The organism is Lactobacillus sp. UBA5813 (genome assembly GCF_002417895.1).
In the GTDB taxonomy this organism is placed as follows: Bacteria; Bacillota; Bacilli; order Lactobacillales; family Lactobacillaceae; genus Lactobacillus; species Lactobacillus amylolyticus.
Genome location: NZ_DICZ01000010.1, coordinates 1 through 17730 on the forward strand (window position 1 = coordinate 1; position 17730 = coordinate 17730).

Consider the following 17730-nt stretch of genomic DNA (forward strand, 5'->3'; position numbering starts at 1 on the left):
ACTTTTAGGTCTCATTTCAGTTAAGGCATAGCTATGATGCTTTTCTTATTGATAATGTTTGCCCGCTTTAGCTAAATCATCGTTAATAATCTTCATTGGATTTAGCCAAGTGCCATTATTTTTCCACCAATTGCCACATGGATCTCCATGTTTATCAATGTAATGTTTATCAGTCTTAGTAATTCCTAAGTGAATATGCGATCCGGTAAGTTTGCCGATTTTTTGTCCTAATTTAACATGCTGACCTTTTTTGACGTAAATATCGTAGTTATTTAAGAAACCTTCCTGATAAATTTCTACATATCCATCTTTACTGATGATCCAAACGTAAAGTCCCATCCCTGCGCGATAATGAACGCGGTGAACAGTACCCGCATGTACCGCAAGAACAGCCTTATGTCCTACTTCAGAAAAACCAAAATCATAACCATCATGAAAATAGCTTTTTGGACTTGTTCGTCTTAAGACATCGGTTTCACCATATTTTTGTCCGCTCTTAAATTTGATTTTCTTTTCATATAAACGTTTAAAGGGATAACCCCAGGTTGGGACATATTTTTTCTTTTTCTTGGTTACACTTTTTTTCTTAACTTGGCTAGTATGATGGACCGGATTAAAGAAACTATTTGACCGCCACAGGGGCTGCGCAGCAAAAATAACGATTGCAATAATTCCAATTGCTAGCAAGATGCGCGAGATCTTTTCCATTAGAACAATTCATCTCGTTTTCCGTCAAGAATGTGTTCACTGATTTCAGAATCGAAGTAAACAGGCAAATCACGATCAAAATTATAAGCTAATTTGTGTTGCATCAATTCTTGCTTTGTCATCCATTTTAAGCTTCCTTCATTAGAAGCTTTTACTGTCCCTGAAAATTGATCACAAATATAGAAGAATACTAAATAACGGTGATCGTCATGATCGTAGAATTGCTTTACGCCAACCATTTTTGGATTTTTAATTGTTAAACCCGTTTCTTCTTTTAATTCTCGGACGACAGAATCATGAAAAGATTCATGGCTTTCAACATGACCGCCAGGAAAGGTGAGGCCTGGCCACACGGGATCATTGCGATCTAAAACTAATATTTTGTCTTTATTTTTAACCATACACATGTTGGTTAAAGTAACAGGTTCTGTTCTACTCATAATTACCAGCTTTCTGAATTAATTGTAACAAAAGCGCTTGGCAAATTTTAGCATTATTCTTATTTTTCTTATTAAAAGTGAGGCCGTGAAAATGATATAATTTGCATAAAACAAATAAAAATTAATTAAATTAGAGGAATTATGAATTTACGTCTAAAAAGCTTAGCGAACATGGTTGATCCTGGAAGCCGAGTGGCTGATATTGGGACGGATCATGCTTATTTACCAATTGAATTAGTTAAAACTGGAAAAATTAACTATGCCATTGCCAGTGACATTGGACAAGGACCAATAAAAAATGCCCAAGAGGATATTAGGAAAGCCGGTTTTGAAAATCAGATTGAAACTAGGCTGGGTAATGGGTTGGATACTGTTTCAGCAGCTGATCAAATTGATACAGTGGTAATTGCCGGGATGGGTGGCAAACTCATGACGGAGATATTAAATACTGCTTGGTTGCGCAATTTGAAGTTTCCAACATTGGTTCTTGAAGCTAATATTGGTGAACCTGAAGTCAGAGGCTGGGTTATGATTCACGGCTATCAAATTGTCCAAGAACGGCTAATAGCGGAAGCTGGTCATACTTATGAATTGATTAAAGCAAAAAAAATTAATCAAATTGTGCCATTAACCGAAAAAGAATTATTATTTGGTCCATTGATTTTAAAGGCGAAAGAACCAATTTTTAAGCAAAAATGGCAAAGACAATTATCATATTATCAGCAACTGCTGGTCAGTTTAAATAAAGCTAAAAACAAAAATGTTGAACGAATTAATCATATTAATCATTTAACTGAGTTAATTAAGGAGGAATTAGATGACTAAAGTTAAAGATATCGTTGCCCGCTTACGTCAAGATTTTCCCGAAGAGATAGCTAGTCAGGGTGATCCCGTCGGAATGCAGATTGGATCAATGGAGGCTCCTGTAACCAAAGTTATGACTACTTTAGATGTCCGGCCACAAGTGGTTGAAGAAGCAGCTGATAAAGGCGTTGATTTTATCGTCAGTCACCATCCAGTAATGTTTAGGCCAGCAAGAAATTTGGATTTTGCAGACCCTCAGAATGCAATGTATGGCAATATTATCAAGAACGGTATTACCGTTTATTCAATTCATACCAACTCCGATAAGGCGCAAGACGGATCTGCCGATTGGCAAGCTGAAGAACTCGGTTTAAAAAATATCGAACCATTTGCGCCTGATGAAGACGGAATCGCAATTGGACGTAAAGGTGAACTCCCTAAAGAAATGACAGCTAAGGAATTTGCTTATTATGTAAAGGAAAAAATGAATATCAAAATGGCTCGGCTCATTACTGCTAGTGATGATAAAAAGGTGAAAACAGTAGCCTTTATTTGTGGTGATGGCGGCAAATTTTGGCACCGTGCTGTTGATGAAGGCTTAGATGCCTTTATTACCGGGGATGTTTATTACCACGTTGGTCACGATATGATCTCTTCTGGTTTAACCGTAGTAGACCCAGGACATTACACCGAAAAACTGTTTAAATACAAGGTCTATGATCGTTTGAAAAAGTGGAATCAAGAGAACAACTGGCAGGTTGGCGTTGAACTTTCTGAAGTATCAACCAACCCGTTTGAAGATTTATTTTAAAAGGAGATAATTATGGAATATCCAAACTTGCTGCCAAGATTTTTAAAATATGTTAAGGTCAATTCACGCTCTGACGAACATGCTGATCGTTTTCCATCAACTGAAAGAGAAGAGAACTTTCAAAAGAATGTTGTGATGAAAGACCTTGAAAAATTAGGTTTAAGCGATATTCATTACAACCAGAAGGCTGGCTGCGTGATTGCAGAAATCCCATCAAATGTTGATTATGATGTGCCTGTTATGGGATTTTTAGCACACTGTGATACTGCTGATTTTGAATCAGAAAATGTCAAACCACAGATTCATGAAAACTATGATGGCGAAAGCAAAATTCAATTAGGCGATTCTGAATTTTACCTTGATCCAGAAGTCTTTCCAAATTTGAAGAAATACAAAGGACAAACAATTATTACTGCTTCAGGTGATACTTTGCTTGGTGGGGATGACAAATGTGGAATTTCTGAATTAATGACCTTCGCCGAATATTTAATGAAACATCCTGAAATTAAACACGGTAAGATTCGTTTGGCCTTCACACCGGATGAAGAAATCGGTACTGGAGCAGAACATTTTGATGTAAAGGACTTTGGTGCTGATTTTGCTTTCACGGTCGATGGTGAAGCACCGGGCAAACTTGATTGGGGCACATTCTCAGCTGCACAATTTAGTTTGGATATTCAAGGCGTTAACGTTCACCCAGCTGTAGCTAAGGGCCAGATGATCAATGCGGTTCAAGTAGCAATTGATTTTCATAACCAGCTTCCTGAACATGATCGTCCTGAAAACACCGAAGGCAGAGAAGGCTTTTATCACTTATTAGATTTAAAGGGCACTGTTGATAATGCGCATATGGATTACATCATCCGTGACTTTGAACGTGAAGGCCTTGAAAAGCGCAAGAATTTGGTCAAAGAAATCGTTAAAAAGATGAACGATGAATTTGGCACAGAACGCATCAAGCTAAAGATGAATGATCAGTATTACAATATGGCCGATGAGTTGAAAAAACATATGGATATCGTAGATTTGGCTCGTGATGCATACAAGGCTGAAGGATTGGAAATTAACGAAGATCCAGTACGTGGCGGTACAGATGGTTCACAGTTAACTTATATGGGTCTGACATGTCCAAATATTTTTGCAGGTGAAGAAAACATGCATGGTCGATATGAATACACTGTCTTGGAGTCAATGTACAAGACAGTTGATGTTATGCTGAAAATGGCTGAATTAAATGCTGAACGTGCAAAATAATGAAACATTTTTAGTGAAAAAGCAGCTTTTGCAAGCAATATTGCTTGTCAGCTGAAAAGACTATTATGTCAGGCTAAAACAGCTGATTTGAGTTTGCTTAAAAGTTATGCACTGAAATTGTAATAGTAAAATAAACCACCAACAAATACTTTAATAGCAGTGTTTGCTGGTGGCTTTTATTTTTGAATTATAAAAAATCACACTTGTGGAACATTTGGCTAAGCTTAAGGACTTGCAAAGACAAAATATTTTTTGTACTATAATAGTGTGATAGATATATAATACAGTAAGAAAGAGGTGAGAATATGGAATTTAAGGATAACATCCCAATTTACTTACAAATTGAACAGTATTTGTACCGCCAAATTGCAATGGAAAAACTTAAAGCCGGCGAAAAAATTCCATCAGTGCGAAAACTGGCCGTTGAGTTGACTGTCAATGTTAATACGGTTCAACGCGCTTTGCAGCAAATGAATGATCAAGGCATTCTTTATACGAAACGTGGTGAAGGAAATTTCGTCACGGAAGATACGGATTTATTGAAACAGACTAAGCAGTCACTGATAGATGGCCAGTTAGAACAATTCGTGCAAAACATGATGCGTTTAGGACTTAAAAAAGAGGAATTAGTACCAGCATTAAGTAAATACTTGGAGGGGGATAAAAATGAAAGACCTACTAACAATTAAGGATTTAAGTTATAAAAAGAATCAAAAATTAATTTTGCGAGATGTTAATTTAAGTTTAAAACCTGGAAAAATTGTGGCCCTGCTCGGAGAAAATGGGGCAGGCAAAACTACTTTGATGCGAATTATTGCCGGCGTAGCCAAGAATTATAAGGGAAGTGTTACCTTAAAAGACACTAATGATGTGGCAAAAAGAAAGTCATTTTTGTCATTTACCGATGGCTTGACTGGTTTCTCAGAATCAACCAAAATTGGCGATGTCGTAAACTTCTACGTTAATATCTTTAATGATTTTGAGGAGAACGAATTTGATGAACTGCGCAAATTTATGAAATTGGATCCTGATATGAAGTTAAGTCAATTATCGCGCGGGATGCGAGAGAAACTTATTATTGCTTTAAATTTTGCCAGGCAAGCAGACTTATATCTTTTGGATGAACCATTCGCAGGGATTGACCCAATGGCTCGTAAGCGAATCATCAACTCGATTATTCTTTGGAAGAGCGAACAGTCAACTATTTTAATTTCGGATCACTTTGTAGATCAAATCGCTGCCTTGCTTGATGAAGTTGTCGTAATCAAGAATAATACCGTTTTCGCTCATAAAACGGCTGATGAGATTCGTGAAGAACATAAGAGTATTGAGGAATACTATGAAGGTTTATACGAAGGCGAGGATGAGTAATTATGACTAAGTTTTGGACTTTATTCAGAGAATTATTTAAACAAAAGAGCAAGCCAGCCTATATAGTATTTTTAATTCAAGTTGCAGTGGCTTTAGTAACTTTGTTTATTACGGCAACTACGACGCCTAACTTTAAAAGTGCACAAATGTTTGGCAACAAAATTCCTTGGCTTCCAGCTTGGATTTTAATGTATATTGTGATTTTTCTGATGTACAGTTTCATAGCCGACTTTGCTTACTTGCTTTTAACTGCTTGGAAAAATGAAAAGATTAACTGCAGTCAAACTTGGCGTTTGGTGCCAATGAGTGATGGTAAGATCTATCTCTGCAACACTTTGAGTTCATTTTGTAGTTTCATTTACTTAGTTATTATGCAATCAATTGTTGGTTTAATTGGCTGTTTGATTGCTTATGCCTCAAGTAATGGAATTAGAAAAGCAATTGCTTATGCTCTGCATCAGGAGGCCGTTGTTGATCATTGGGCTGACGTTAATATTGGTGATTTCTTAGTCTTAATTTTATTCATGATTTTGCTGGGTCTTTTCTGGTATGTCATTATTTCATTCTTGCATTTCACTAGTCGCGCCATCGTCGACTTTTTGCCAATGATGTCAAACAAATTTATTGTTTTCGTCATTAGAGCAATCGTATTGATTGTCATCGTTTACTTGGTGATCTGGGCAATGAACATGTTCGGTGAAATTTACAGCAATCCATGGTTCTTCAAAGATAGTTCATTTGCATCCAGCTTTATGCCAGAGACTATTGAATTGTTGATTTTTGATCTGATCTTTGGTGCTGCCAACTATGCCTTGATTGATAAATTCGTTGAAGCAAAGCAAAATAATTAGAAAAGTAGGGGGATAGATATGACTACTTTTAAACAAGCTTGCACGGAGTTGTTCCATCGCAGAAACCGATATGTAAAATTCTTTTTGTCTGTGCAAGCTTTAGTTGTGATTTTTTACTCACTTTTCATTATCGTCTCTCATAACAAATACAGCCTACTGGGATATGAGCATTTCACAGGCTGGCTGATCCCATACGCCATTGTCATTCAAATAACAATGATCTTTGATCTTGTCTTTTTAGGATGGGTTATCTTCAAAAATGAAAAATGGCAATTCAGTCAAACTTGGCGGCTAATTCCAATTTCTGATAACAAATTGTTTTTAGCTAATATTACTAGCACTCTTTTGAACTGTATCGTGATTTCTATTTCACAAATTTTAGTACTTTCTTTACTTAATGGTGCCACGTCATTTGGCACTTCCAATAGTTTCTCAACACAGAATTTTTGGAAGGGCGTAACAGCTTTTTGGATTAACAGCGGTGACCCAAAAGGATTGGAGATGTGTCTCAATCTGGTGGCGTGTTAATTATGACTTTTGTTTCTTTCGTTAATTTTTCTTCTCAAACTATCGCTGATGTTTTGCCATCACATAATAAAAAACTAATTCGCTGGCTATCTACGGTAATTATAGTTGTCGCCGGAGTATACTTAGCAAATTTAATTAATGGTGTAATTAATGCATATTGGGAAAGAGCAGAAAGACGTTTTATGGCAGTCCCAAGTCAAATGACTGAGGCTAATACTATTTATTTAAACGTGATTCAATTTATATATCCATTTGTCATCATGCTTTTTGCTGCAATTGTTTTAGGAGCTCTTGATCTCTGGCTTTATAACAAATATGTTGAGTCTAAAGCTAACAATAATTAACGGATAGATCATTTTCTTTTCACAAAGAGAATGATCTTTTTTATATGAAAAGTCTACAATAGAATACAGAAACATTCATTTGTTCTAGGAAGGTCTTATTAACGAAGCAAAAAGGAAAACATTATTTAATTAGATATGCGAATGGAAAATCACTGTCAGAAATTAATGGCACTATTGAAATTCCCAAAAAGCGTACCTTTTGGCGCATGCTGTGGGCCTATACCGGCCCTGGTGCACTTGTGGCTGTTGGCTATATGGATCCGGGTAATTGGGCAACTTCAATTACCGGCGGTCAAAGTTTTCAATATATTCTAATGTCGACGATTCTAATTTCAAGTTTGATGGCCATGCTTCTTCAATACATGGCTGCCAAATTAGGAATCGTTACGCAAATGGATTTGGCACAGGCAATTCGACTGCGTACAGGAAAAGCTCTCGGCATCGTCTTATGGCTAATGACTGAATTGGCAATTATGGCAACTGACATTGCTGAAGTTATTGGTGCCGCGATTGCGCTAAATCTTTTATTTGATATTCCTTTGGTACCGGCTGTTTTTATTACGGTACTTGATGTCTTATTGTTGCTGCTATTAGCTAGAATTGGCTTTAGAAAAATCGAAGCAGTTGTTTCCTGTTTGATCTTGGTTATTTTGCTCGTTTTTGTATATGAGGTTTTGCTGTCCAATCCTGATTGGAGCAAGGCATTTGTCGGTTTATTTCCAAGCGCAAAAATTATTCAAACGCATCCCGTAGTCGGCGGTATTTCGCCCTTAACTGGAACGCTAGGGATTATTGGTGCAACCGTTATGCCGCATAATCTGTATCTTCACTCTGCGATTTCACAGACGAGAAAAATTGATCACCATAATTTGCAGCTCATTCGCGATGCCGTAAAATATACAGCTCTGGATTCAAATATCCAATTATCTTTGGCTTTTTTAGTAAATGCCTTACTTCTCATTATGGGAGCTGCTGTCTTCAAGAGTGGAGCTGTTCGCGATTCTTCATTTTTTGGTCTTTATCAGGCTTTGGACAATGCCAAAATGCTGAGCGATCCGTTGCTGGTTCATGTTGCACGAACTGGTATCCTTTCGACGCTGTTTGCCGTTGCTCTCTTGGCTTCTGGACAGAATTCAACTATCACCGGTACACTTGCAGGGCAGGTCATTATGGAAGGCTATATTCACTTAAAAATGCCACTCTGGGCAAGAAGATTAGTCACCCGTCTGTTATCAGTTATTCCGGTGCTCCTATGTGTTTCATTTACAGTGAATGATTCCGTAACGCAACAACACTTTGCATTAAATATGCTGATGGAAAATTCACAGGTTTTCTTAGCCTTCGCGTTGCCATTCTCAGTTTTACCACTGCTGATAATGACTAATAATAAAGCTGAAATGGGCGAGTTTAAAAATAAGCCCTTATGGCATTATCTTGGTTGGGCTTGTGCACTAGTTTTAACTTTCTTAAATTTATACAATTTACCAAGTCAATTTGTCAGTTTTAAATTTGCTTCCAAAGAAGTGTCAACGATTATTGCTTACATTGTAATTGTTGTGATCGCTGCATTGCTGTTATGGACCTGTATTGAAATTTATATTGGTGATCGTAAAGTAAAAATTCATCACTCTGGCTTTGATGCAGAAGAGAAAGAATTAAAAGAAGAAGGACAAAAATAGACAAAAAAATTCCCAAGGCATTTGCCTTGGGAACTTTTTTTACTTAAGCATTAGCTGACATGTAATCATATAACTGGTTGACTTCTTCATCGGTAAATTCGCCATCGCCGGTCTTCATTGCGTGAACTTTCTCAACTGAAAGGTGACTAGCAAAAGCCAAATCAGTATCATTTATATGATGCTTAACTTGGTAATCAATAATTGCATCAGATAATTCTTCTTGTTCGTTCATAATGATTCTCCTTACAGTTCAATTTTAACATAAAGTGAAAGATCACATTGAATAATGTTTTTAGAAAATTTTCAACTGATTAAGTGGCCAATATCTCAGTTTAACTTCGCCAACGATTGCACTGCGCTTTACAAAGCCAAAATAGCGTGAATCTTTAGAAACATTTCGATGATCACCCATGACAAAATAGCAGTTTTTAGGAACTCGTTTTTTCAAAGTAAAGTTATTTGTATAAAGCGTGCCATTCTTATTAGCGGCTTTCTTTAGACTATTATTTAAATATGCTTCAGAAACCTGTTTACCATTAATATAGAGTTTATCATTTTTGCTGGTAACCATATCTCCGGGGAGGCCAATTATCCGCTTAATATATAAAGCGTTTTTTTCGTCCGGAGCTTTTAAAATGACAATATCATTCCGCTTCAATGTAAAATGTCTAACCGCGATCACTCGATCATTACTTTCAAATGTTGGCTGCATTGATGGTCCCGAAACAGTTTCATTAGACAGAACGAAACTAAAAATCAGATAATAAATGCCTATCAAAACAGCCATCATGATAATAATTTCAAGAACAAAGCGTCCTAAGCTTTCATTGTCATTGCTATTTTGTTTAAGATCTTTAGCATTTTTTGCCATTTAATCTCTCCTTTTATATACTCTTACTATTATAACTGATTTAAATATGATTGAATGGTAAAATCATTATTAAGGAATTCGATCATGACAAATTATTTAGAAAAATTAAACCACTTAGACAGGCAATTAAATAGTCCGACGGTTCACCAACAGGTAGAAGAGGTTAATCAAATTATTGTCACTGTCTCTGCGAAAAAGATATTGGCTCAGGCTCCTCAAAAATTAGGATTAGAACCTGATGAATTTGAAAATATTTTAGATTCCGTGGGAGAAGTAAAACGCGAGCAATTGACTATAATCAACCATTTATTAAATGGACTGCGGCAATATTTATCGCTGCAATATGGGATATGGAGTTTGCCCAATCTGAAAACTGCCCATTTGATAAAAGAAAAATTGCACGCCAAAACGGCACTGGAAATTATGGCTGGCAATGCTTATTGGTCAAAAGCATTAAACAGTGTAGGTGTTAAAACCACTGCTACGGATAATTTGGAATGGGCAAAGACCTCAAATACTGGCAGCCAAATTTTTGAAAAGGTTGAAGATTTGGACGCTGTCCGCGCAATTAAAAAATATCCCAAAACAGATGTGATTATTTGTTCCTGGTCGCCTAATTTTGGTCAAAGCGATTTAGCGGTAGTAAAGACCTGGAAAAACTGCAGCGATGCTCATTTGCTTTTTATTGGCGAAAAAGATGGAGCAACTAATTCACCAGAATTTTGGCAAAAGATGAATTTTATTAACGATCAGAATTTGAAAACAATAAATCGTTCATTTGTCAGCTATGATTTTATTGATGAAAAAATATACGAGATAAAAAGAATATGAATTGGGAAAAAATATCATTTATTTTAATCGTTTTTCTAACCTTTTTGGGAGCAGGCTTTATGTTGTCCAATGTTCAATCTCGTGAAGCAGATCAGTTGCTTGAAGCTCACGGGATGGATAATAATACGCGCTATTTTTACACGAACAAAAATGAAAAAATAAGCGCTTTTCTAAAGTACCTCAAAAAGAAATATCCTAAAGAGCATATTCAACTTCATTTGGATAATCGAATTGATAAGCAGCAAATTTTGGTTTGGTCAAATCATTCTTTGCGGTCTTTACCAACGCAAAGTGGATGCTACTTTCAGGCTGATGACTTTGAAGGTCAAGTCCCTTTTGCAGTTTTGGGTCCAGATACCAAGAAAAATGTGATTGAGCGACAAGGTAATCGCTATATTCTCTATCATAAACGCTATTATTCAGTAATTGGCGAGTTTAAGAATTATCATCAAAGTCAGCAAACGCAATATTATTTGACAACTGGCGTTAATCAGCCAACAGCTAATGCAAACTTAAAGAATTATCGTATTGTCATTGATGCAACGCATTTATCGGCTGTTAAAAAGATTGCTAAACAGTATAATGGAAAAATTACAATGCCCACTTTTGTTAAAAAGCACCAATTATATCGCTTCTCAGTTATCAGAGAAATCATTTTGATTATTTTGCTATGGCTGGTGGCAATGGGTGCCAATTTGTTAATTGCATTAATGCAGCACAAGCAGGTAAAACTAACACATTTGAAAGGCAGTCTGTATAAAAACTGGCTGGTTAATCGCGAACTGCGGCTCATTTTAATTGAAAGTTTGCTAGCAATTGTTGCCTATATTCTGCTTCGATATTTAGGCTTCTTTAGCAAAGTAAATCACTTGATTCTACTTTTGTTCTTAAATTGGCTGGCTGCAATTTTTGCATATGTATTCACTGGGTTATTCTTGCATTGGAAGGAGCATCGTCGTGCTTAACTTACCTGATTCATTTATTGAAAAATATCAAAAACTGCTAGGAAAAGAAAAGGCAGCTGCTCTCTTTGAAAGTATGAATCAAGAAACGAAGAAGGCTTACCGAATTAATTCATTGAAAGCTCATCAAAAAGTTTCTTATTCAAATGCACAGGCAGTTCCTTTTATTCCCAATGCTTATTATGGTGAAGTCAAAGGTGAAGACCCCGAATGGGTGAGTGGGACAGTTTATTCTCAGGATCCAGCAGCAATGTTTCCTGCTTATTTAGCACAAATCGAGCTGGGACAAAAAGTCTTGGATTTGTGTGCTGCACCTGGCGGGAAAACAACGGCATTAGGTGAAGCATTGCAAAATTCCGGTTTATTGGTCGCAAATGAAATCTCCAGCGTTAGAGTAAAAGCATTACGTGAAAATCTTGAACGTTGGGGCATTAGCAATGCCTTAATCACAAATGATGATTCTTTTGCTTTGGCTAAAGTTTTTCCTGAATTTTTTGACGTTATTTTAGTGGATGCACCATGCAGCGGGGAGGGGATGTTTCGTAAAAATCCAGATGCAGTTTCTTATTGGTCACCTGACTATGTTTTAACTTGCCGAAAAAGACAACAAGAAATTCTGACCGAAGCGGTTAAAATGCTTAGACCAGGAGGTAAACTAGTTTATTCAACTTGTACTTTTTCACCTGAAGAAGATGAAGAAATCGTTGCTTGGTTAGTAAAGACCTTTCAAATGACGATTGAACCAACGCAGGTTGAATCAGAAAAAATAAGTCACGGACAAGCCAGATTTGTTGATGACAATTTACCGGAGCTCGATCGTACTCTTCGGTTTTGGCCACAAGATGACCTAGGTGAAGGACAGTTTGCTGCAGTTTTGCGTATGCCTGGTGAGAGTTCACCAATTGATTCAAAAAAAGAAAAGAAAAAGAAGAAGAAAAAACGTTCCGCTCTTTTAAACAAAGATGAACGCGACTGGGTTGAAAAGGTCCTCAGCAATTTCAACCTGCCAGACTTTTTAACTGATTGGCCATTGAAGGCTCTCGTCAGTCATGATCATGTGTTCATTCCAGCTTATAAGCAGAGTACTAAAGGGCTCAAGGTTATCAATAATGGCGTTGAATTAGGTTTACTGAAAAAGAAACGGTTTGAGCCGGGTCATCAGCTAGCTGAAGTATTGGCACAAGTTGACCAAACACAGGTTGTCGAACTGCAAAGCAATGAAGAATACCGGAAATATTTGCATGGTGAGACACTACGCGTAAAGTCAGAATTGCGTGGCTTCGTATTAGTTGCCTATCATGACTTTATTTTTAGTTTTGGTAAAATCACGGGAAATGGCGTGCTAAAGAATTTTTATCCTAAAGGCTTAAGAACAATGAAAGGTGAATAAGATGATTAAACTAATTGCAACCGACATGGATGGAACATGGCTTAATGATCATCAGGATTATGATCGTGAACTATATCAAAAAGAATTGACTTTAATGCAAGAAAGAGATGTTAAATTTGTCATTGCTAGTGGCAATCAATTCGAAAATTTGCGAACACGATTTCCTAAGACTGCTGATGACTTGTATTATGTTGCTGAAAATGGAGCATTAGTAGCTAAAGGCAGACAAGTTCTGCATGTTGAATCATTGAGCGATCAAGAAGTCAGAAAATGTTCAAAATAGCTAGCAGTTATTCTTATCCTGTTGTTGTAGCTGGCTTAGCGAGTGCATATATTCGTGAGCAGGATGGTACAAAATATTACAACGAAATGAAGAAATATTTTGAAAAATTGACCGTTGTAAAATCTTTATCCGAAATCAAAGATAAGATTTTCAAAATTTCTTTAACTGTTCCAGTAGATGTGATGCCTGAATTATTGGCTAAATTGGTAAAAAATATCCTGAACTTACGATTGTTTCTGGAACTGCAGATTCAATTGATATGCAACAAAAAGGCATGAATAAGGCAAAAGGGTTAGAGTATTTAGCGCAGCGATTAGGAATAAAGCCAAATGAGATGATTGCTTTTGGTGACAGTGGCAATGATGTAGGGATGCTTGAATACGTTGGTCATAGCTACGTTACTAGATATGCTTTGCCTGAAGCAAAAAGAGCTTCTGATCAAATTATTGGTTCAAATAATGAGAGCGCAGTTCAAAAAGAAATTTTGAAGTTATTGCAAAATTAAAAGAGTGCTAGTCAATAGCACTCTTTTTGTAATATCGAATTTTATGTTAAATTATTTGATCAATTTGATTTTTTAAAGGTAAATCATAATAGCGTTTGAGGGAAGACAAGGAATTTACATCATTTTTGCCAAATACCGCTAGCAAGATGGCTAATTCCTTTTTCCATTCTTGTATTTCTTCAATTAAGCCTTCTGTATCATGCTGCATTAACTGTTGCAAAAAGGTATTGGCAATGCCAACTAATTTTCCTCCTAAAGCAAGTCCCTTTAAAACATCCAGAGGATTGCGTACACCGCCAGAAACAAAAAAGTCCAATTGCATTTTTTCCGCAATTAAGCTGGTAATAACGGTTGGCAATCCTAAAGATGACAAATAGGACAGATTGTATTGATTACGGCTATTTTCGATTTGGGCAAAATTTGTACCACCCATTCCGCCAATATCGAAAAGATCAAAACCAGCATCTTTTAATTTTTTCAAGGAAGCTTGATCAAAGCCAAACCCAACCTCCTTAATGATAATTGGAACGGTAACTGCTTGTCTAATTTCAAGCATATTATTTAGCCAGCAAAAGTCGCGTTCGCCTTCAGGCATTGCTGCTTCCTGGACTACATTCAAATGAATCTGCAGAGCGTCAGCTTGCAATTCTTGAACGATTTTCGCAGCGTCCCATGCTGGGGTGAGGGGATTGACATTGGCAAATAAAAGACCATCTGGATCCTGCTCACGTGCAACCGTAAAGCTGGACAATTGCTCATTTTCTTTAACCAAGATACTGGCTGACCCTAGAGCCAAAGCAATATTTTCTTTGGCAGCAACGCTGCCTAATTGCCGATTTATTTTTTTGGATTTCTCAGAACCACCTGTCATTGCTTCAATGAAAAAGGGGGCAGAAACTTCTTTGCCCAAGAAACTGGTTCTAATTGAAGCTTGATCAACTTTGCTTTCTGGTAAAGTTGGACGAAGCAGGTGCATTTGATCAAAACTATTTTCTTTTTGTTTATTAAAAAACATCTGGGCCAATGCCAGATGTTCTTCTTTTCTTTCGGATCTTTTTGACATATTAACCTCAATTAATGAGAAAGAATAATGTTGTGAACATGGAAATTCAATGGCAAAATGCCATTCTTGCGCCAATTATTTTCTAAGGCATCAACGTCGCTGCCTTTATCGGTGATAACAATACCGCAATCGCCATTGCCTGCGCCTGAAGTCTTAGCCGCACCACCATATTTTTCTGCAATATTAATCAATTTCGTCAATCTAGGAATTTCAATTGCAATATGGTTAACGTGTGCGAAGTGCTGCAAAATTGCACGATTAACCCGAATTTGCTGCTTGATTAAATCAATATTGTTTTCTTCAAAGCCTTGAACCATTTTCAAAACACATTCTCTTGAGGCTTGCAAAAACTTTTTATATTCAGCAGGGGCATCCATTTTTCTTGCATTGGTTTCATCAACTAAACGTGATGTCGAAGCTGGCTTCTGACTCCAGCCAATCATCAATTTCATCCCTTCAGGAGGGGTTAAGAGCTCAATTTTAAGTCCTGGCCAAGCTTCTTTTACCACTTTAGATAAAGATTTATGGGCTAATTCATTCTTCAGCCACTTTTTATCAAAAGTTTGGTAAGCTACCCAGCCACCATAAACACTAGCAGCAATGTCACCGGCAGAGCCGTTGCCTTGAACAGAGTAGTGGGAAATAGCTGATAGTTTGTAAACCAGTTCATTATTAAGTTTAACGCCATAGAAACGCAAAATAGATTTCACAGTGGCAACCGTAAGGGCTGCACTTGAACCTAAGCCATACTTCTTACCATCTGCAGAATCAAGATCGGAATTAACGTGTAGGTCATAAACATTCATCTTGATATTTTGCTCTAGACAATAACGCTCAGTAAAGGAAATTGCAGATAAGATGTATTCAAAAGGATTGTCTCGATTGTCAATGACCATTCTCGAGCCTTGACGAATCCAATGAATTGAATCTTGAGAATACTGTTTAGAGTGAATTAAACCGGTACCTGTTTTACTTTTAGAAATGCTTACACGTACAAATTGATTGACAGCTACTAAAAGAGCAGGGCAGTCTTGTTCCAATACGGCATATTCACCAGCTATATACAATTTTCCAGGTGCTTTTTCTGTTATCAAAGAAGTTAATCCTCTAATCTATTTTTATCTAATCTCAGGCAGCTCAATCTAAAATTGAAACTCCTGGACCAAAACTTGCATTAATTATCTTAACATTACTAAATTCCGACAAAAAGAGTTTTTTTATTTCTTTTATATTTTTTAAAGGTGTAAGAATTTTAACATTTGGTCCCGCATCGATTGTGTAGTAGCATTCAATCCCTTGCTGGCGCAATTCTTCAACTAATTTAATTGCTTTGATCGTGTTAGGTTCAAAATAAGTAAATTCTGGTTGAGCAGTCAAATTAATGGCATGCATTTCATTCGCATTTAATTCTGCCAGCGAACCTAATTTAGTAAAATCGTTATTTTTAATAGCAGCGATCATATCATTTAATTCTGCATCATTACGGGCAAGCCATGGCTGAAAAAAGGGTGAATTCTGTGCGGCTTGCATGCCTTTAGTAGAAGATAATTTTTTAGGTTTTTGATCAAGCTCAACCGCTAGAAGATGCAGATCCATCGCTGGCTGTTCGTCTAAAGGATATGCATAAGAACTTTTGTCATCATGACCTTTTTGCCAAATCGCAAAGCCACCGTAGATTGACCGACTTGCCGAACCTGAACCTATTCGGGCGAGGCGAGATAACATTTTGCGATCAACATCTAAGTCATAATATGCGCAAAAACTAGCAGCTAGAGCCGCAAAAGCAGAACTAGAAGAGGCTAATCCAGCGGCAGTAGGAACATGGTTAATAGATGAAACTTTTAGCACATCATAAGGCAGCCCAAAACGATCTTGAAGTTTGTGAAGATACTTGAACACTCTTTGAGCCGACTGATCAGATTGTTTTTGATTGTTTAAATAAAATTCGTTTTGCTGACCGGTCTCAAGACTGGTTTCTGAATAAAAAGCATCTAGTGTCATTGATAGACTAGACATAAGAGGCAAACGCAATTTCGCGTTCTTTTTGCCCCAATATTTGATAAGTGCAATATTTGTATGTGCACGGGCAGTTTTTTTCATAATCTAAATTTCCTCAACCCAATAGTGATCAATCAAATCCTTGCTTGCTTGCGCAATTTTTTCGGCAGTTTCTGAATTAGGACACAAAGCAATAACAATTCCGCCTAGACCTCCACCGGAAAGTTTAAATCCTAGACATCCTTTTTGATGTGCAATTTGGTTAAGCTGATCTATTCTGTCAGTAGACAGGCCCAATGATGATAAAATCGTTTGTGCTTCATCAAAGATTTTGCCCACTTGTTCTTGATTTTGTTTTATCCAAGCCTTTTTGGTTTGGTCAGCTAGTACGCCCAAACGTTCAATGCCTTTATTTGCTTGGATAGAATTTTCCATTTCTTGGCGCACTTTAGTAACGGCTTCTTTAGTATTTCCTAATTGTCCTGTGTCCATAATCAGCAAAGTAGAATTTAACTTTGCCATTAGTTTTTTAGGACCGGCTTGTTTGTTGAAGAAAACCAGATAATCTGAATGAACAGTAGCCGCATCAAGTCCCGAAGCCTTGCCGTGGTTGATCATTTCAGCATGATTGGTGATAGCCATAATCTCGTTTTCCGTCATTTGCAAATTGAAAAACTGGTTCATAGCTTTAGTTGTGCCCAGGGCAACGGTAGCGCTGGATCCTAAACCACGTTCCATTGGAATCTCACCAGTGTAAGTGATTTTTAATTTTGCATCGGGTTGACCAGCTTTTTTTAAAATTGTTTTTACTACATACTTGAGGCCGTTATATTCATCCGGCGCTTCAAAATAGGGACCATGGTAGCGAGCTGTGTCCATCCACATTTGCGAACCATCTTCGACAGTTGTGCGAATATTCAATGCTTTGATTGGAAGTGCCAGTGCGTCATAGCCGTAAACGACCGAGTGTTCACCAATTAAAATAACTTTTCCATGTGCTAAATAAGAGCTTTTCATTATCTTCTTAGTCTCCAAGT

The 17730-nt window shown here is 37.0% G+C and carries 20 protein-coding genes and 1 pseudogene; 13 read left to right on the plus strand and 8 right to left on the minus strand.

Annotated elements, in window-relative coordinates; translation table 11 throughout:
• Window positions 1-45 precede the first annotated feature (45 nt).
• Both B2008_RS02050 and B2008_RS02055 read right to left on the minus strand, forming a co-directional pair.
• Complete coding sequence (locus B2008_RS02050; protein ID WP_281827909.1) at window positions 46-708, minus strand: M23 family metallopeptidase; 663 nt, start codon at window positions 706-708, stop codon at window positions 46-48.
• A complete protein-coding gene (locus B2008_RS02055; protein ID WP_281827910.1) occupies window positions 708-1148 on the minus strand; it encodes an 8-oxo-dGTP diphosphatase in 441 nt (146 codons plus the stop codon). The genes B2008_RS02050 and B2008_RS02055 overlap by 1 nt, the downstream gene beginning before the upstream one ends.
• A gap of 141 nt (window positions 1149-1289) precedes the next feature.
• Here B2008_RS02055 and B2008_RS02060 point away from each other — a divergent pair, with 141 nt between their 5' ends.
• From B2008_RS02060 to B2008_RS02100, 9 genes are all read left to right on the plus strand, one after another.
• Complete coding sequence (locus B2008_RS02060) at window positions 1290-1973, plus strand: tRNA (adenine(22)-N(1))-methyltransferase (protein WP_281827912.1); 684 nt, start codon at window positions 1290-1292, stop codon at window positions 1971-1973.
• Window positions 1966-2763, plus strand: coding sequence for a Nif3-like dinuclear metal center hexameric protein (locus B2008_RS02065; RefSeq protein ID WP_281827914.1), 798 nt, complete (start codon window positions 1966-1968; stop codon window positions 2761-2763). The genes B2008_RS02060 and B2008_RS02065 overlap by 8 nt, the downstream gene beginning before the upstream one ends.
• Window positions 2764-2775: 12 nt before the next feature.
• Entirely contained in the window at window positions 2776-4017 is a 1242-nt protein-coding gene (gene pepT / locus B2008_RS02070; protein WP_281827916.1) for a peptidase T, read from the plus strand.
• A 305-nt stretch (window positions 4018-4322) separates the two neighbouring features.
• Window positions 4323-4706, plus strand: coding sequence for a GntR family transcriptional regulator (locus tag B2008_RS02075; RefSeq protein WP_281827918.1), 384 nt, complete (start codon window positions 4323-4325; stop codon window positions 4704-4706).
• Entirely contained in the window at window positions 4684-5388 is a 705-nt protein-coding gene (locus B2008_RS02080; protein WP_281827920.1) for an ATP-binding cassette domain-containing protein, read from the plus strand. The genes B2008_RS02075 and B2008_RS02080 overlap by 23 nt, the downstream gene beginning before the upstream one ends.
• A 2-nt stretch (window positions 5389-5390) precedes the next feature.
• Complete coding sequence (locus B2008_RS02085; RefSeq protein WP_006351183.1) at window positions 5391-6239, plus strand: hypothetical protein; 849 nt, start codon at window positions 5391-5393, stop codon at window positions 6237-6239.
• An 18-nt stretch (window positions 6240-6257) separates the two neighbouring features.
• Window positions 6258-6767, plus strand: coding sequence for a hypothetical protein (locus tag B2008_RS02090; RefSeq protein WP_281827923.1), 510 nt, complete (start codon window positions 6258-6260; stop codon window positions 6765-6767).
• A gap of 2 nt (window positions 6768-6769) precedes the next feature.
• A complete protein-coding gene (locus tag B2008_RS02095) occupies window positions 6770-7111 on the plus strand; it encodes a hypothetical protein (protein WP_281827925.1) in 342 nt (113 codons plus the stop codon).
• 77 nt (window positions 7112-7188) lie between these two features.
• Window positions 7189-8790, plus strand: coding sequence for an Nramp family divalent metal transporter (locus B2008_RS02100; RefSeq protein ID WP_281827971.1), 1602 nt, complete (start codon window positions 7189-7191; stop codon window positions 8788-8790).
• Between the two features lie 43 nt (window positions 8791-8833).
• Here the strand turns inward: B2008_RS02100 and B2008_RS02105 are convergent, their stop codons facing one another.
• A complete protein-coding gene (locus B2008_RS02105; RefSeq protein ID WP_281827927.1) occupies window positions 8834-9022 on the minus strand; it encodes an LBP_cg2779 family protein in 189 nt (62 codons plus the stop codon).
• Between the two features lie 60 nt (window positions 9023-9082).
• Complete coding sequence (gene lepB, locus B2008_RS02110; RefSeq protein ID WP_281827929.1) at window positions 9083-9661, minus strand: signal peptidase I; 579 nt, start codon at window positions 9659-9661, stop codon at window positions 9083-9085.
• 84 nt (window positions 9662-9745) lie between these two features.
• Here lepB and B2008_RS02115 point away from each other — a divergent pair, with 84 nt between their 5' ends.
• From B2008_RS02115 to B2008_RS02130, 4 genes and pseudogenes are all read left to right on the plus strand, one after another.
• Window positions 9746-10492 carry an SAM-dependent methyltransferase gene (locus tag B2008_RS02115; RefSeq protein WP_281827931.1) on the plus strand — a complete coding sequence of 249 codons (747 nt, stop codon included), beginning with the start codon at window positions 9746-9748 and terminating at the stop codon, window positions 10490-10492.
• A 59-nt stretch (window positions 10493-10551) separates the two neighbouring features.
• Complete coding sequence (locus tag B2008_RS02120; RefSeq protein ID WP_281827933.1) at window positions 10552-11457, plus strand: hypothetical protein; 906 nt, start codon at window positions 10552-10554, stop codon at window positions 11455-11457.
• Entirely contained in the window at window positions 11450-12844 is a 1395-nt protein-coding gene (locus B2008_RS02125; protein WP_281827935.1) for an RsmB/NOP family class I SAM-dependent RNA methyltransferase, read from the plus strand. Before B2008_RS02120 ends, B2008_RS02125 begins: the two co-directional genes overlap by 8 nt.
• Before the next feature lies 1 nt (window position 12845).
• Window positions 12846-13632, plus strand: a pseudogene (locus tag B2008_RS02130) (Cof-type HAD-IIB family hydrolase).
• A gap of 46 nt (window positions 13633-13678) precedes the next feature.
• Here the strand turns inward: B2008_RS02130 and fni are convergent.
• The 4 genes from fni to mvk are packed head-to-tail and all read right to left on the minus strand — an operon-like array spanning window position 13679 to window position 17710.
• The gene (fni, locus tag B2008_RS02135; RefSeq protein WP_281827937.1) at window positions 13679-14695 is read right to left on the minus strand and encodes a type 2 isopentenyl-diphosphate Delta-isomerase; all 1017 of its coding nucleotides are present in this window, start codon (window positions 14693-14695) and stop codon (window positions 13679-13681) included.
• An 11-nt stretch (window positions 14696-14706) separates the two neighbouring features.
• Window positions 14707-15789, minus strand: a complete 1083-nt coding sequence (locus B2008_RS02140; RefSeq protein ID WP_281827938.1) for a phosphomevalonate kinase — start codon at window positions 15787-15789, stop codon at window positions 14707-14709.
• Between the two features lie 43 nt (window positions 15790-15832).
• Window positions 15833-16795: a diphosphomevalonate decarboxylase gene (gene mvaD, locus B2008_RS02145; RefSeq protein ID WP_281827939.1), complete on the minus strand. Its 963-nt coding sequence runs from the start codon at window positions 16793-16795 to the stop codon at window positions 15833-15835.
• 3 nt (window positions 16796-16798) lie between these two features.
• Window positions 16799-17710: a mevalonate kinase gene (gene mvk, locus B2008_RS02150; RefSeq protein ID WP_281827941.1), complete on the minus strand. Its 912-nt coding sequence runs from the start codon at window positions 17708-17710 to the stop codon at window positions 16799-16801.
• Between the last annotated feature and the right edge of the window lie 20 nt (window positions 17711-17730).